Source organism: Williamsia phyllosphaerae (assembly GCF_014635305.1).
In the GTDB taxonomy this organism is placed as follows: domain Bacteria; phylum Actinomycetota; class Actinomycetes; order Mycobacteriales; family Mycobacteriaceae; genus Williamsia_A; species Williamsia_A phyllosphaerae.
Map to the genome: position 1 here is coordinate 889,690 of NZ_BMCS01000001.1, position 14,098 is coordinate 903,787.

General features: G+C 68.7%; 16 protein-coding genes. 8 read left to right on the forward strand and 8 right to left on the reverse strand.

Annotated features, from left to right (window positions below):
• Positions 1–77 precede the first annotated feature (77 nt).
• Complete coding sequence (locus IEV93_RS04065) at positions 78–1,613, forward strand: MFS transporter (protein ID WP_188487140.1); 1,536 nt, start codon at positions 78–80, stop codon at positions 1,611–1,613.
• On the opposite strand, the gene IEV93_RS04070 is transcribed toward IEV93_RS04065, so the two are convergent.
• Both IEV93_RS04070 and IEV93_RS04075 read right to left on the reverse strand, forming a co-directional pair.
• The gene (locus tag IEV93_RS04070; protein WP_188487142.1) at positions 1,574–2,122 is read right to left on the reverse strand and encodes a class F sortase; all 549 of its coding nucleotides are present in this window, start codon (positions 2,120–2,122) and stop codon (positions 1,574–1,576) included. The two genes, IEV93_RS04065 and IEV93_RS04070, sit on opposite strands and share 40 nt — an antisense overlap.
• 47 nt (positions 2,123–2,169) lie before the next feature.
• A complete protein-coding gene (locus IEV93_RS04075; protein ID WP_229704878.1) occupies positions 2,170–2,880 on the reverse strand; it encodes a CHRD domain-containing protein in 711 nt (236 codons plus the stop codon).
• A gap of 138 nt (positions 2,881–3,018) precedes the next feature.
• On the opposite strand from IEV93_RS04075, the gene IEV93_RS04080 reads away from it, so the two are divergent.
• Genes IEV93_RS04080 through IEV93_RS04090 form a run of 3 tightly spaced genes read left to right on the forward strand, consistent with a single transcriptional unit; the run spans position 3,019 to position 4,988 of the window.
• The gene (locus IEV93_RS04080; RefSeq protein WP_229704879.1) at positions 3,019–3,576 is read left to right on the forward strand and encodes a sigma-70 family RNA polymerase sigma factor; all 558 of its coding nucleotides are present in this window, start codon (positions 3,019–3,021) and stop codon (positions 3,574–3,576) included.
• The gene (locus IEV93_RS04085) at positions 3,573–4,292 is read left to right on the forward strand and encodes a hypothetical protein (protein ID WP_188487146.1); all 720 of its coding nucleotides are present in this window, start codon (positions 3,573–3,575) and stop codon (positions 4,290–4,292) included. Before IEV93_RS04080 ends, IEV93_RS04085 begins: the two co-directional genes overlap by 4 nt.
• 24 nt (positions 4,293–4,316) lie before the next feature.
• Positions 4,317–4,988 (forward strand): histidine phosphatase family protein, encoded by a 672-nt coding sequence (locus IEV93_RS04090; protein ID WP_188487148.1) that lies wholly within the window; start codon positions 4,317–4,319, stop codon positions 4,986–4,988.
• On the opposite strand, the gene IEV93_RS04095 is transcribed toward IEV93_RS04090, so the two are convergent.
• Complete coding sequence (locus IEV93_RS04095; protein WP_188487150.1) at positions 4,930–5,433, reverse strand: MarR family winged helix-turn-helix transcriptional regulator; 504 nt, start codon at positions 5,431–5,433, stop codon at positions 4,930–4,932. The two genes, IEV93_RS04090 and IEV93_RS04095, sit on opposite strands and share 59 nt — an antisense overlap.
• Before the next feature lie 72 nt (positions 5,434–5,505).
• Between IEV93_RS04095 and IEV93_RS04100 the strand changes: the two genes are divergently transcribed.
• Positions 5,506–6,147, forward strand: coding sequence for an MBL fold metallo-hydrolase (locus tag IEV93_RS04100; RefSeq protein WP_188487152.1), 642 nt, complete (start codon positions 5,506–5,508; stop codon positions 6,145–6,147).
• Positions 6,148–6,150: 3 nt separating this feature from the next.
• Here the strand turns inward: IEV93_RS04100 and IEV93_RS04105 are convergent, their stop codons facing one another.
• The 4 genes from IEV93_RS04105 to bla form a co-directional block, all read right to left on the reverse strand.
• On the reverse strand, positions 6,151–7,176 hold the full coding sequence (locus tag IEV93_RS04105; protein ID WP_188487154.1) for a phosphotransferase family protein: 1,026 nt from the start codon (positions 7,174–7,176) through the stop codon (positions 6,151–6,153).
• Positions 7,173–8,387 carry an acyl-CoA dehydrogenase family protein gene (locus IEV93_RS04110; protein WP_188487156.1) on the reverse strand — a complete coding sequence of 405 codons (1,215 nt, stop codon included), beginning with the start codon at positions 8,385–8,387 and terminating at the stop codon, positions 7,173–7,175. The genes IEV93_RS04105 and IEV93_RS04110 overlap by 4 nt, the downstream gene beginning before the upstream one ends.
• A gap of 68 nt (positions 8,388–8,455) precedes the next feature.
• Complete coding sequence (locus IEV93_RS04115; protein WP_188487158.1) at positions 8,456–9,091, reverse strand: TetR/AcrR family transcriptional regulator; 636 nt, start codon at positions 9,089–9,091, stop codon at positions 8,456–8,458.
• A 69-nt stretch (positions 9,092–9,160) separates the two neighbouring features.
• On the reverse strand, positions 9,161–10,123 hold the full coding sequence (gene bla, locus IEV93_RS04120; RefSeq protein WP_188487161.1) for a class A beta-lactamase: 963 nt from the start codon (positions 10,121–10,123) through the stop codon (positions 9,161–9,163).
• Between the two features lie 168 nt (positions 10,124–10,291).
• Between bla and arr the strand changes: the two genes are divergently transcribed.
• The 3 genes from arr to IEV93_RS04135 are packed head-to-tail and all read left to right on the forward strand — an operon-like array spanning position 10,292 to position 13,558.
• Positions 10,292–10,720: an NAD(+)--rifampin ADP-ribosyltransferase gene (gene arr, locus IEV93_RS04125; RefSeq protein ID WP_188487163.1), complete on the forward strand. Its 429-nt coding sequence runs from the start codon at positions 10,292–10,294 to the stop codon at positions 10,718–10,720.
• Between the two features lie 53 nt (positions 10,721–10,773).
• Positions 10,774–12,024, forward strand: coding sequence for an MFS transporter (locus IEV93_RS04130; RefSeq protein WP_188487165.1), 1,251 nt, complete (start codon positions 10,774–10,776; stop codon positions 12,022–12,024).
• Between the two features lies 1 nt (position 12,025).
• On the forward strand, positions 12,026–13,558 hold the full coding sequence (locus IEV93_RS04135) for a phytoene desaturase family protein (RefSeq protein WP_371873827.1): 1,533 nt from the start codon (positions 12,026–12,028) through the stop codon (positions 13,556–13,558).
• Positions 13,559–13,576: 18 nt separating this feature from the next.
• On the opposite strand, the gene IEV93_RS04140 is transcribed toward IEV93_RS04135, so the two are convergent.
• Positions 13,577–14,059, reverse strand: a complete 483-nt coding sequence (locus tag IEV93_RS04140; RefSeq protein WP_188487170.1) for a DUF4188 domain-containing protein — start codon at positions 14,057–14,059, stop codon at positions 13,577–13,579.
• Between the last annotated feature and the right edge of the window lie 39 nt (positions 14,060–14,098).

Here is a 14,098-nt window from a genome sequence, read left to right on the forward strand (position 1 = left end):
TTGCCTCGTACGCAGATACGTCCTAGCATCCGTGTACGCAATAAACAGATGATGTAATACACAGTTAGGAGTTCTCGATGTTCGCTCGACGATCGCCATGGTGGGGCCTGGTCGCGTTGTGCCTGCCGATGCTGCTGGTGTCCATGGACGTCTCGGTCCTGTTCTTCGCCGTCCCCTACATCTCCGCCGACCTCGATCCCACTCCGGCGCAACAACTCTGGATCTTCGACGTGTACGGGTTCGTCCTCGCCGGGTTGTTGCTGACGATGGGCGCGGTGGCCGATCGCATCGGGCACCGTCGACTGCTGTTGATCGGGGCCGTCGGGTTCAGCGCGGCGTCGATTCTGGCCGCCTATGCTGACAGCGCCACCACGCTCATCGCGGCGCGCGCCCTGCTGGGTGTCGCGGGCGCGACCTTGATGCCGTCCACGCTCGCGCTCATCCGACACCTGTTCGACGACCCGCGGCAACGCACCACAGCGATAGCGACGTGGACGGCCGTGATGTCCGGCGGTGTCGCGGTCGGACCGATCATCAGCGGTTTCCTGCTCGATCACTTCTGGTGGGGCTCGGTGTTCCTGATCAACGTCCCGGTGATGATCGCGCTGCTGTTCGTCGGCCCGTTCCTGCTGCCGGCGGGCACCGGCGACCCGACCCGGAAGATCGACCTGCCGAGCTCGGTGCTCGCTCTGGCGACCCTGCTGCCGGTGGTGGGTGGGATCAAGGCGATGGCCACCGACGGGTGGAGCCTCACGAACGGCGGGATCGTCGTCGCCGGGGTGGTCGCCGGGATCGCCTTCGCGATACGACAACTGCGCCTGGATCACCCACTGATCGATCTCCGATTGTTCTCCGATCGCCGCTTCTCGACCTCGATCTGGATCAATCTCATCGCCATGTTCGGCGTCATCGGCAACGCGATCCTGATGACGCAATACCTGCAGTCGGTGCTCGGGTACTCGCCACTCATCGCCGCGCTGTGGAGCCTGGCGCCGACCGTCGCGGTCGGGTTCGCCGCGCCCGCATCGACCGCACTCGCCGCGCGGTTCGGCAGGCCGGCGGTGATCAGCGGCGGGTTGTCGGTCGCCGCATCCGGATTCGTGGTGCTGGCCACGACGACGGGGACGTCGTCGTTGCTCGCCGTGCTCATCGGTGCCGGACTGCTCGCGGCGGGCCTCGTCGCGACGACCGCTCTGGTCGCCGACCACATCGTCGGGGTCGCGCCCGCCGATCGCGCGGGGTCGGTCGCCGGTCTGTTGGAGACGACCAGCGAACTGGGCGGTGCCCTGGGCATCGCCATCCTCGGCAGCGTCCTGAACATGTTCTACCGCAGCGGTTTCGACAGCAGCGCGCCCGGCGTGGACACCTCGGCGCGGGAGAGTCTCGGCGGTGCGGTCGCCACTGCGGGTCGGGTGGGCGGCGAGGCAGGCGCACAGATCCTGCGCGCCGGCCGCGAGGCCTTCGTCGGGGGCCTGCACGGGTCGGCCATCGCGGGCGCGATCCTGCTCGCGGCCACCGCGGTGGCGGCCGGGCTGCTCCTACGACGGGATGAGCCGTCGGCCGATCACCCCGCTCAGACGCGGACACCGAAGACGACGACATTGCGCTCGTAACTCCCGGCGTCGCTGTCGAAGTCGCCGCCGCAGGTGATCAGCCGGATCTCGTCGGCGGCGATCGCCCCGAACACCTCGCCGGTCGGGAAGCGATCCTTGCCGTACTCCCCGGTTCGCTCGACGCGGTAGACGGCGGTGGCGCCCGCGGTGTCGACCAGTGTCACCTCCGCGCCGGGAGTCAGTTCGGCGAGACGAGCGAAGACGGCCGGCCCGGTGGTGGAGTCGACATGGCCGGCCAGGACGGTCGGACCTCGAGCGCCGGGGCGACCACCCCCGGTGAACCACCCGACGTCGCCGTAGTCGGCGGGCACCTCCATCTCGCCGTCCTCGGCGATACCCAGATCGATCAAGGGCTCGTCGAGATCGATCGCCGGCACGACGACCCGCGATGGCGGCGGCGCAACCGCGACCGGGGCGGGGCGTGCGGCGGGCGCCGGTGCGGCGGCGGATTGCGCTGCCGCCGGTTCCGAACCGGTCGGGTCCGGCGCCGCCGCACAACCCGTCATCATCAGCGCCGCCGCGACGACACCCGCCGCGGCCTGCAGTGGGGTACGGGTCAGGATTGCGTCCCGTTTCGCTTGCGCATCACGAGTCCGGCGCCCGCGAGTGCGGCGACGCCCAGGGCCGCGACACCGACCGCGGGGGCGACGTTCGAGCTCGATGCGGTGCCGCCGCCACCGGCGTCGACCCCACCCACCGGAATCTGCGTCAGCTGGCCGCGGACGGCTCCCGCGCTGAACGCGGTGGTGTGGGTGTCGGCTGCGAAGGATGCCGGATCGGCCTCGATCTGCGCGAGGGTGAATCCGGTCCCGCTGTCCGCGTCGGCACCTTCCGGGGTCAGACCGGTGGTGAACGGGCCCTGCATGCAGCCGCTACTGGTTCGCGGGCCATCACCGATCGGGGTCGGATCGGGGAACGCCAGTCGCGGCGGTCCCGCCTTGCCCGCGGCGGCCTGGTGGAGGTGGGTGGCGGTCTTGGCCGGACTCATGTAGCCGCCGCTGACCCCGTTGAGGGTGATGTCGTAGCAGACGATGTTCTGATCGGAATTGATCCGCAACGTGAAGGTGCCGGTCGCGCCCGGCTCCCCCGGTTTCGGGGCGCCCTTGGCGTCGAGCACCTGATCCGGGGTCGCCATCGCGGTGAATGCACTGGTGAACGAGCTCGGCTCGGCAACCGTGGTCTCCGCGCCGGCGGGTGCCGCGGTCACCGACAGCAGCACGGCGGCGGCAACGGTTCCTCCGGCGAGAGCGATCGGTCCGGTTGTCATCGGTCGTCGGGTACTCAGTTGTCGCGTCATGTCGTGTGCCTTCCGGTGGGGTGTGGGGCAGGCGAGCCCTCAGCAGGGTCTACGACGACCGGTGCCACAATGTTCAAGAGTTGGTAAAGAACTTTTGTCAGCTCGACCGTGAACGCCACGAATGGCGCCGACGTATCCACCGACATGAGCCTCGGGAGCGTGATCGAACTGCACTTCGACGTCGCGTCCGCATTCGACGAGCACGCTTCGGTCATGCTGGGGTTCGCCGTCAACGCCCTGCGGGACAGGACGCTGGCCGAGGACTGCGTTCAGGAGACGTTCGTGCGGGCCTGGCGGGCGAGAGCGCGATTCGATCCGGGTCGCGGTAGCGTCCGGACCTGGCTGTTCGCGATCGAACGCAACGTCATCATCGATGCGCAACGGTCCGCCGCGCGCCTGCCGGTCCCGACGATGAGCCTGCTCACCGACGATCCGGGTCAGCTCCGTGACGGCAACGACGACACCATCGAACGGCTCCGGATCGTCGAGGCCCTCGCCCTGCTGAGCCCGGAGCATCGGCAGGTGATCGTGGCGGTGCATCTGACCGGTACCACCTACACCGAACTCGCCGCGTCCACCGGCGTGCCGGTGCGGACTCTGCGCACGCGCGCGTTCTACGGTCTGCGCGCGCTGCGAAATCATCTCGACGACCAGGAGGACCGATGAGCCAGGACGATGGCCGTCGCGGCGAGCTCATCGCCGGCGCGGTCGGCGACGACCTGACCGCCGCCGAGAACGAAGAACTACGCGCCCTCGCGGCAGACGATCCGAGTGTCGACCTCGAGATCGCCGAGCTCCGCGCGGTGGTGGGCCGTATCGGCGATCATCCGTCGCTGCCGTGGGTGAGCGCCGAGCCGTCGCCGGAACTGCGCTCGCGCGTCGTCGGCGGTCAGCACTTCGGCGCCACGGAACCGGCACCAACCGTGACACCGTCGCCCCGACGACGGCCACGTCATCCCCGACTGCTTCTCGCGGCGGCGGTGGTACTCGGGCTCGTCGTGGGTGCCGGGACGGTTCTCGGCATCACCTCGGCCGGTTCCGACTCCCCGGTGACGGGTCCACCGGGCACTCTCGGCGCCTACGAGAGCATCGACTTCTCCGACGTGGCGTCCGGCCTCGACATCGACGGCAGCCTGGTCGCCCACACCTGGGGAACCGAGACCGTCCTGGAGATGGACGGCGTCCCCGATCGCGGTCGGTACGGCGTCTTTCTCGTCGAGCGATCCGGTGCGCGTCTCACCTCGGGCACCTTCCTCGGGAGCACCGTGACCATCGACTGCCGGATGAACGCGGCCGTCCTGCGAGAGGACGTCACCGGTGTGGAAATCCGGCGCGCCGACGGCTCTGTCCTCGCAACCGCGCAGGTGCCTGCCACCGGGTGAACCCGCCGCGCGATGATGGTGCGCATGGGAGTCCTCTACTTGGTCCGGCACGGTCAGGCCCGCGCGCAGGCGTACGGCGCGGGAGCGTGGGCCCAGGCCGAGGGCGGGCTCACCGATCTGGGCGCCGAGCAGGCACGGCGGGCCGGGACCGCGTTGGCGGCGCGGCTCGGCCGGATCGACCACGCGGTGTCCGGGGACCTCGCGCGTCAGCGAGAGACACTGCGGCGCATCGTCGATGAGCTGCCGGGCACCACCGACCCCGCGATCGACGCGCGATGGAACGAATACGACATCGACTCCATCCTCGGCGACCGCGAACGCACCGAGAACGCGACCGAACGCGGATTCCAAGCCCAACTCGACGGGGCGCTGTCGGATTGGATCGCCGGGATCGCCGTCGGGTCGGAGACCTACGAGCAGTATCGGCAGCGCGCCGACGCCGCGTTCGACAACCTCATCGCGCACGCCGGGTCCGGCAAGACCGTGTTGGCCGTGTCGTCGGCGGGCACCATCGCCGCGATCATCGCGCGCCTGTGGGGCATCGACGACGACCGGTGGCTCGCGATCGCCCGCACCATGATCAACACGTCGGTCACCAAGATCCTGATCGGATCATCGGGCGCATCGGTCGTCTCGATCAACGACCACGCGCACGTCGATCACGCCGACGATCGTCGGCTGATGACGTTCCGCTGATCTCCCGCGTCAACTGATCGAGCACGCCCGGCATGTCGTCCAGCACCATCCGCTGTCGTTCGTCGAGCGATCTCATCGCGTCGGCGATCGTGCCCGAACGCGCGCGACGCTCCATGGCAACGGTCTCGAGGCCGGTGTCGGTGAGGTGGATGAGCACGCCTCGCCCGTCGGACGGGTCCGGTGCGCGCGTGAGGAGACCTGCGGACTCGAGTTCGGCCACCGTCGCGCTCATGGTCTGGTGTCGCACGCCGCGACGGCGAGCCAGGTCGGCGATGCTCTGTTCTCCGCCGCGTTCCAGCAGTCCCAGCGTCTCGATCTGACCGGCTCCCACCGCATCGGACACCGACCGGACAGCACGGACGAACGCGCCGACGGCATGCCGCAGTCGCTCGGCCGTGTCCAATTCCGATGCCGAGCCACGTGCCCCGTCCGAGTTCGCCTCCATCCACAAATCGTACAGCCAAACTGTATAAAAAGATGTACAGTCAAACTGCACATATACAGCGGAAGGCACCCGATGCGACTCACGAAACACACTCACGCGACCGTCTCGCTCCACCGGGATGGCCGCACGCTCCTGATCGACCCCGGCACGTTCACCCCCGATGCCCTCGAGTTGGCGCGCGACGCCGACGTCATCCTGGTCACGCACGACCACTTCGACCACTTCGATCGGGATGCGGTCCTCGCCGCTCTCGACGCCGATCCGGAACTGGAGCTCTACGGGCCTTCTGCCGTCATCGAGTCGCTGGACGGTTTCGACGACCGCACCCACGTGGTGACACCGGGCGACGAGTTCACCGCCGCGGGCTTCGCTGTCGTCGCCTACGGGGGCGAACACGCCCTCATCCATCCGGAGATACCGCAGATCGACAACATCGGCTACCTGGTGGACGGCTCGGTCCTGCACCCCGGCGATGCGTATCTGCAGGTCGACGCGCCGGTGGACACACTGCTGGTACCCACCAGTGGCCCCTGGACGAAGATGTCCGACGCCATCGACTACGTCCGCGCGGTTCGCCCCCGACAGAGCGTCCAGATCCACGACGTCATGCTCAGTGACGTGGGCACCGCCTCGGCCACCATGTTCCTGGGTGAGCAGGGCCTCACCGGCACAACGCTGCTCACGCTCACCGTGGGGGAGTCCGTGACGATCTGAGACTCAGTCGCGGGAGTTGATCGCGGCCAGACCTGCGGCCATGAACTCCGCGGTCGCCTCGGCCGCGTGCTCGGCGCCCTCGCCGGACGACGACCCCTGCAGCGCCCGGTAGGCGATGCCCTCCCCGATCACACCGAGTTTAAAATTCGCCAGCGCGATGTAGAAGTTCCAGTGCGCCATGTCGATCCCGGCGATGGCTGCGTACCGCTGCGCCAGACCGTCGGCGTCGGGATAGCGGTCGCTGGTCCATGCCGCCGACAACCCGAGCACCCGGTCGAAGATCGGCTGTCGGTACACGCACATCAGCGCGACGTCGGTGAGCGGGTCCCCGAGGGTCGACATCTCCCAGTCCACCACCGCACGAACGACTCCCGGGTCGTCGGCGGCGAGAATGGTGTTGTCGACCCGGAAGTCGCCGTGCACGATCGAGTTCGTGCTGTCGGTCGGGGTGTTCGCCACCAGCGCCTCGGCGAGCCTTTCCACGTCGGGGAGCTCGCGCGTCTTGACGAGATTCCATTGTCGCGTCCAGGTTTTCACCTGTCGGGCGACGAATCCGTCCGGACGGCCGAACTCACCCAATCCGACACTCGCATAGTCGACCTCGTGAAGGTCGGCCAGCGCGGTGATCAGTGCGGTGACGTTGCGCTCCAGCGTCGGATCATCGACACCGTCGAGGTCGGACGCGGACCGGATGACGGTCCCGTCGATGTACTCCACCACCGTGCACGGCGCCCCGAGGACGGTGCCCTCGGCGTCGAACGCGATCGTCTTCGCGACCGGCACCGCGGTGTCCTGCAGCGCACGCGTCACCGTCCACTCGCGGTTCATGTCGTGCGCCGACGGGGTCAATCCGGACGTCGGTGGGCGGCGCACCACCCACTTCGTCGTCCCGTCGGTCGCGATGAACGTGAGATTGGAACGCCCGCCCGCGATCAGTTCGACATCGAGGTCGGCGACGACCTCGACCCCGGAGTCGATGAGGAAGGTCTTCAGGGCCGCGGCGTCCATGCCCGGCAGTGCCGCGGTCATCGCACGTCCTGGGCGTCGATCGCCTTCTTGGCCTTGCCGACCGCGCGTTTGGCGATCGCCCAGCGGTGCACCTCCGACGGTCCGTCGTAGATCCGGAACGGTCGCAGCTCCTGCTGCAGGCGGGCCAGCGGCAGGTCGTCGGTGACGCCGGTGCCACCGCACATCTGGATCGAGCGGTCGAGCACGCGCGAATACGCCTCGGCGGCAAAGGTCTTGGCGATCGAGGTCTCGTCGCCGGCGTTGTGACCGAGGTCGAGTTCGTGGCACGCCTTGATCAACAGGGCTCGCGACGCGGACAGGTCGATGACGTTGTCGGCGACCATCGCCTGGATCATCCCGAGGTCACCGAGCCGCGTCCCGAACGCCTCGCGGCGTGCGACGTAGTCCACGGCCACCTCATGCGCCCGCACGGCCACGCCGAGCCACCGCATCACGTGCGTCATCCGCGCCGGACCCAGACGGACCTGCGCATAGCGGAAGCCCTCGTTGACCTCGCCGAGCACGTTCTCGTCGGGGACGAACAGGTCGTGGAACTTGATCTCGCAGTGCCCGCCGATGCCGGCCTTGTCGATGGTGCCGACGTGCCGCACGATCTCGATGCCCTTGTCCGGGGCGGGTGCGAGGAACATCGTCGCGCCACCGCGCGATCCGGGCTCACCCGACGTCCGCGCCATGATGATGAAGAAACCCGCACCGTCGGCACCGGTGATGAACCACTTGTGTCCGTTGATCTTCCAGCCACCGTCGACCTTGGTCGCGAGTGTGGCCAGCGCGGAGGGATCTGATCCTGCCCCCGGGGACGGTTCGGTCATCGCGAACGCCGAGCGCACGTCCCCCGCCGACAACGGCGCGAGGAACTGCTGCTTCTGACCCTCAGAGGCGATGTGGGCCAACATGTGCACGTTGCCCTCGTCGGGGGCATTGATGTTCAACGCGAACGGACCGAACACCGACCGACCGCCGGCCTCGAACACCGGAGCGCGATCGGACATGTTCAGGCCCAGGCCGCCGTACTCGACCGGTGCGTGCGGGGCGAAGATGCCCGCCGCCTTGGCCTTGCCCTGCATCTCCACGCGCAGGTCGTCACCCCCGGCCGCCTCGAGATCACCCTTGAACTGGTCCTCGAGCGGCAATACCGTGTCGGCGATGAACTGCTCGGTCGCCGTGACGATCTCGGTCACCTCCGCGTTGTAGCGCAGATCGATGGCCATGACGCACCTCCTCGTGCTTCGTGTCGATGAACGGGCAGCCGCCGGGTCTCGGCGCCGCCCGGGCGGGGTCAGTCTCTGGGTGGGCCGACGTAGCCGGCCGTGTCACGCGCGATCCGTCGGAAGCGCTGGACGATCTCCTCGGGCGACAGTCGGCCGTCGGGCTTGTACCAGGTGGACACCCCGACGCACATCGTGGTGATGGCGCGGCCGGTGTCCTCGGGGACGCCGGTGACGAACACCCCGGCCGCCACCCCGGCGTGGACCACTTGATCGACCATCGTCTGCTGGTGTCTGCGCTGGCCGGTATAGATCCGGCGGTAGTCCGCGTCGAGGCTGCGGATCTCGGTGGAACCGATGAACGCCTGTTCGCGGCGGTGGATGTGGAACTGCAGCAGTGCCTCGACAACGGCGTCGAACTGGTCCACCGGGTCGTCGCCGGCGGCGGCGATGGCCGACTCGGTGCGCCACAGCAGGTCCGACATCGTGCGCTCGAGCAGCCCCTGCAGCATCGACTGCTTGGACGGGTAGTGGTGGTAGAGGCCGGGGACCGACAATCCGGCGCGTGCCGCGATCTCGCGGACCGAGGTCCCGTGATATCCCTGATCGGCGAAAGCCGACAGCGCGGCGGCGAGCGGAGCGGGAAGGTTGGCCCGGCCGTAGTCGCGCCAGGCCTCGGTCACGGCGGTGGGCGACTCATCGGTCATGTCCCCAACCTAATGGTGCGTCGAATCCGCAGGCGAGGCGGCTGTCCCGAACGCTCGGTCGGTAGTTCGTCAGCCGGCGGGCGGACGGAGTGCGCCCACCGCCGTACGGGTGACCTCGGCGATCAGGTTCGGGTCGGCGTCGAGGGTCGAATCAGCAGGCCGGATGGTCATCACGGCCACCACGATTGCTGCGCCACCGCCCGGCGGCCACGCCACGGCCACGTCGTTCGCCGAGCCGTGGTCCCCGCCGCCGGTCTTGTCCGCCACTGTCCACCCGGGCAGAGCCGCCCGGATCTTCGCAGCTCCGGTGGTGTTCTGGATCATCCAGTCCGTCAACTGTTCGCGTTCTGGTCTCGTCGGCGCGACCGTCGGGTCGGGCACCCCGAGCAGGAGCGTGCGCAGGTTCTCGGCCTGCGCCGCGGGCGTCGAGGTGTCGCGTGGGTCGTCCGGGATGGCGGTGTTCAGTTCGGGCTCCCGCCGGTCGAGGCGGGTGACCGGATCGCCGATCGAGCGGGCGAACGCCGTCAGGGCATCGGGCCCGCCCAGCCGGTCGAGGAGCAGGTTGCCCGCCGTGTTGTCGCTGTACTGCAGTGCTGCGCGAGCGAGGTCGGCCACGGTCATGCCGGTGTCGATGCGGGTGCTCGTCACCGGCGAGTTCGAGACGATGTCGGCGGCAGTGAAGCGCACGACCTGATCGAAGTATCCCGTCCGGAGTGGGTGCGCCCGCAGCAACGCCGCGACGGCGAGGACCTTGAACGTTGACAGCATCGGGAAGCGTTCGTCGGCGCGGTTGCCGATCATGGCGCCGGTCTCGGTGTCGAGTGCGACCACACCGATCCGGCTGCCGAACCGTTGTTCCAGGCTCGCCCAGTCCACGGCGGCCGGTGCGGCAGTAGACGGGGCCGCGGAGGACGATCCCGGCCCCGACGAAGAACTCGACTGAGCGGTGCAGCCACCGGTGACGACCGCGGCGACCACCGCGAGCCCGACGATCGCGACCCGGCGTGAGCGGGTCCACCGCACCGACGACATCACGGTGCGACCCCCTCGGCGTCGTGGATGGTGGCTCTCGAATCGGGACGGCACCGACTGCGGTGTCCTCGTCCCACTTCACGGTATAGCGCACGGGGGGCCTTGCGGCAAGACCCCTGTGCTGCCGCACAATCATCCGGCCATCAGACATCGAGACGGACGGACACCATGACCAATTCACCGAAACCCTTTGTGGTGCATGAATCCGGCGCCTATCTGCACGGCACCCGGGCCGACCTCGCGCCGGGCGATCTGCTGGTCACCGGGCATGAGTCGAACTACGAGAAGGGTCGCCGTCTGAAGCACGTGTACATGACCGGAACTCTCGACGCCGCGGCGTGGGGCGCCGAGATGGCCGAAGGCGACGGACCACCGCGCATCTACCTCGTCGAACCCCAGGGCGAGATCGAGGACGACCCGAACGTCACCGACAAGAAGCTGCCCGGCAACCCCACCTGCTCGTACCGCACCGAGGAGCCGGTGTTGATTGTCGGGGAACTCACCGACTGGGTGGGTCACACAGCCGACCAGCTGCAGGCCATGCGCGCGGGTCTCGACGGGCTCCGTCGACGCGGGCTCGACGTCATCTACGACTGAGCCGCGAGACGTCCGATTCGACACGCCCGGTCCGATCGCGCAGCGTTGACACCATGGCGACCACCGACACCGCGACGACCGTCGAGCCCACCGAACGCGGCATCAGCCGCGGGCTGGTGGCGCTGTTCGCGCTCACCGCAGGCGTCACGGTGTCGGCGATCTACTGCCTGCAGCCGCTGCTCGAGGACATCCGCACCGACTTCGACATCAGCTCGTCGACGACCAGCCTCGTCGTCACCGCACCACAGCTCGGGTACGCGCTGGGACTGCTGCTGTTGGTGCCGCTCGGCGACCGCCTCGACCGACGCGTCTTCGCGCCGTTGCTGATGCTCGCCTCCGCGGCGGCGCTGTTGCTCTCGGGCGTCTCACCGGGCTTCCCGATGTTGCTGGTCGCGTCGTTCGCGGTGGGTGTCTTCGCGGCCACCGCGCAGGTCGTGGTGCCGTGGTCGTCGTCGCTGGCGGCACCGGCCGAGCGTGGTCGGGTCGTGGGAACCGTCATGAGCGGCCTGTTGATCGGCATCCTGCTGGCCCGCGTCGTCAGCGGGTTGATCGCCGGTCTCGGCGGATGGCGCCTGGTGCTGTTCGTGGCCAGTGGCCTGATGGTGGCGCTGGCGATCCTGGTGTTCGCGACGACGCCGGCCGACGGCCCGCGCTCGACCCAGCCGTACGGGCGACTGCTGCTGTCGGTGGCGACACTGGTCCGCGAGGAGGCGGTGCTGCGGCACCGGATGGCCCTGGGCTTTCTGACGATGTTCGGGTTCAGCGCGATGTGGACCTCGGTCGCGTTCCTGCTGGCCGGATCGCGCGGCGAGGACTACCACTTCTCCGAGACGGTCATCGGACTGTTCGGCCTCGCCGGCGCCGCCGGTGCCGCCGGTGCACCACTCGTCGGGCGTCTCGCCGATCGGGGGCGCTCCCGCCTGGCGACCACCTCGGCGTGGATCGTCATCATCGTCGGCTGGGTCTTCCTGGGCTGGTCCGGTGTCTCACTGATCGCCCTGGTGATCGGGCTGCTGGTGTTCGACCTGGGGATCCAGGCGTCGCAGCTGTCGAACCAGACCGCGATCTACGCGCTCGCCCCCGACGCCCGCAGCCGGGTGACGACGGCATACATGGTGACGTACTTCCTCGGTGCGGTCGCTGGATCGGTGTGCTCCGGTGTCGCCTACGAGGCCGGAGGCTGGCTCGCGGTGTGCGGCATCGGAGTCACTGCCGCGGTCATCGGGATCGCGCTGTGGGGGCTGTTCGATCACCTCGAGCGCCGGACGGCCGCAGTCACTCCGAAGGGTGTCGTCACCGGATAACGTGGACGGCGTGCAGACCTTCGACGACATCGTGATCGGCGCCGGTCACAACGGACTCACCACCGCCGCGTACCTGGCCCGCGCCGGGCGTCGGGTGCTCGTCCTCGAACGCTCCGATCATGTTGGCGGCGCCTCGATCTCGGCCCAGACGTTCCCCGGCGTCGACGCCCGGCTCTCGCGGTACTCCTATCTGGTGTCGCTCATGCCGCGGCAGATCATCACCGACCTCGATCTCGACGTCCGCCTGGTACGACGGCGCTATTCGTCGTACACACCGTTGCCGCGCCGACCCGAGGACGGCCTGCTGGTCGACAACGGCGACGGCGAGGCCACGCGAGCATCGTTCGCGGCGGCGACCGGATCCGACGCCGATCACGATGCGTGGCAACGGTTCTACGGTCGGATGGAGCGACTGGCGCAGCGGGTCTTCCCCACCGTCACCGAGCCACTGCGCAGTGCGCAGGACGTGCGGGCGCTCGTCGACGACGACGACCTGTGGTCGTCACTGGTCGAGGTCCCGATCGGGGCGTTGATCGAGACGACTTTCGCCGACGACACCGTGCGCGGCGTGGTCGCGACCGATGCGCTGATCGGGACGTTCGCCGACCTGCACGATCCGAGTCTCCGGCAGAACATCTGCATGCTGTACCACCTGATCGGCGGCGGAACCGGCGACTGGGACGTCCCCATCGGCGGGATGGGCGCGGTCAGCGGCGCTCTCGCCCGATCCGCGGCGGCCGCCGGGGCCGACATCCGTACCGGCTCGCGGGTGATGACCATGGATCCCGACACCGGCGTCGTCGAGTGGGACGGCGGAAGTGCACGGGCGTCGATGGTGCACGCAGGCTGCGCGCCGGCGGTGTTGAACACGATGCTCGACGAGCCGCTTCCGACCGAGACGGCGCCGCGCGGTGCGCAGTTGAAGATCAACCTGCTGCTGACGCGACTCCCCCGCCTGCGAGACACCACGGTGGACCCGACCGCGGCGTTCGCGGGCACCTTCCACATCAACGAGGACTTCTCCCAGGTCCAGTCGGCGTACGCGGCAGCCGCCGCGGGGCGGATCCCGTCGCCCGCGCCGTGTGAGATCTATTGCCACACACTGTCCGACCGCAGCATTCTCGGTCCCGACCTCGACGGCATGCACACCCTGACGCTGTTCGGTCTGCACATGCCGCCAGAGCTGTTCGCCGAGCCGACCGCACTTGCGCAGGCGGTGGATTCCACACTGGCGTCGCTGGACGCGGTCCTCGCCGAACCCATCACCGACGTCATCGCGCGCGACGGCGACGGGCAACCCTGCATCGAGGCGCGATCACCGCTCGACCTGCAGGACTCGGTGGGTCTGCCCGGCGGCAACATCTTTCACCGCTCGCTCCAGTGGCCGTGGGCGGAGAGTGCGGCCGAGGTGGGTACCTGGGGTGTCGAGACGCTCCACCCGCGTCTGACGATCTGCGGTGCCGGCGCGCGGCGCGGCGGTGGGGTCAGCGGGATCCCCGGCCACAACGCGGCGCGGTACGCACTCGAGCGGTAGCGGCCGACGCGGTGACGGTCACCGACGAGTCAACCGCGTGCGGGCGGTGTCGCGACCCATGCCCAGCATCACCGACTCCCCGGCCTCCGCGAGACCCATGACCGGCATGTTGACGTACACCGACTCGTGGTCGCCGGCATGGACCCGATAGGTCTCATGGAAGATCCCGACGTCGCCGTTGTCACCCACGGTGCGGTTGAACGCCCGCCAACTCGCCAGGTGCGGATCGTCGGTGTTGCGCGCGAACGCCTCCAACTGCTCGAAACTCCGCCAGTACTGGACCAGCGAGACGGTGCGACCGCTCATCGCCATCCGGACGCCGAGCAGTCCCTTCTCCGGATGTTGCCGCAGGTCCTGCAGCATCTTCGGCATGGCCAGGAACGGGCCGAGCCACGACCGCACCTTCCACAACCGGTTGAACCTCAGGCCGATGAGAAAGACGACGAAATCGCCGTCGATCTGGGCGGTTGCGCGTCCGTTGCGAATCGTCGTGCGTGCCATCGTCGTCTCCTCGACTGTGAACCGAACCGATTGGATAGT

Bases quoted from the DNA above. Each gene is read 5' to 3' on its own strand.
- IEV93_RS04065 (WP_188487140.1), top strand. From the start codon at position 78: ATGTTCGCTCGACGATCGCCATGGTGGGGCCTGGTCGCGTTGTGCCTG.
- IEV93_RS04070 (WP_188487142.1), bottom strand. From the start codon at position 2,122: ATGATGACGGGTTGTGCGGCGGCGCCGGACCCGACCGGTTCGGAACCG.
- IEV93_RS04075 (WP_229704878.1), bottom strand. From the start codon at position 2,880: ATGACAACCGGACCGATCGCTCTCGCCGGAGGAACCGTTGCCGCCGCC.
- IEV93_RS04085 (WP_188487146.1), top strand. From the start codon at position 3,573: ATGAGCCAGGACGATGGCCGTCGCGGCGAGCTCATCGCCGGCGCGGTC.
- IEV93_RS04090 (WP_188487148.1), top strand. From the start codon at position 4,317: ATGGGAGTCCTCTACTTGGTCCGGCACGGTCAGGCCCGCGCGCAGGCG.
- IEV93_RS04095 (WP_188487150.1), bottom strand. From the start codon at position 5,433: ATGGAGGCGAACTCGGACGGGGCACGTGGCTCGGCATCGGAATTGGAC.
- IEV93_RS04100 (WP_188487152.1), top strand. From the start codon at position 5,506: ATGCGACTCACGAAACACACTCACGCGACCGTCTCGCTCCACCGGGAT.
- IEV93_RS04105 (WP_188487154.1), bottom strand. From the start codon at position 7,176: ATGACCGCGGCACTGCCGGGCATGGACGCCGCGGCCCTGAAGACCTTC.
- IEV93_RS04110 (WP_188487156.1), bottom strand. From the start codon at position 8,387: ATGGCCATCGATCTGCGCTACAACGCGGAGGTGACCGAGATCGTCACG.
- IEV93_RS04115 (WP_188487158.1), bottom strand. From the start codon at position 9,091: ATGACCGATGAGTCGCCCACCGCCGTGACCGAGGCCTGGCGCGACTAC.
- bla (WP_188487161.1), bottom strand. From the start codon at position 10,123: ATGTCGTCGGTGCGGTGGACCCGCTCACGCCGGGTCGCGATCGTCGGG.
- arr (WP_188487163.1), top strand. From the start codon at position 10,292: ATGACCAATTCACCGAAACCCTTTGTGGTGCATGAATCCGGCGCCTAT.
- IEV93_RS04130 (WP_188487165.1), top strand. From the start codon at position 10,774: ATGGCGACCACCGACACCGCGACGACCGTCGAGCCCACCGAACGCGGC.
- IEV93_RS04140 (WP_188487170.1), bottom strand. From the start codon at position 14,059: ATGGCACGCACGACGATTCGCAACGGACGCGCAACCGCCCAGATCGAC.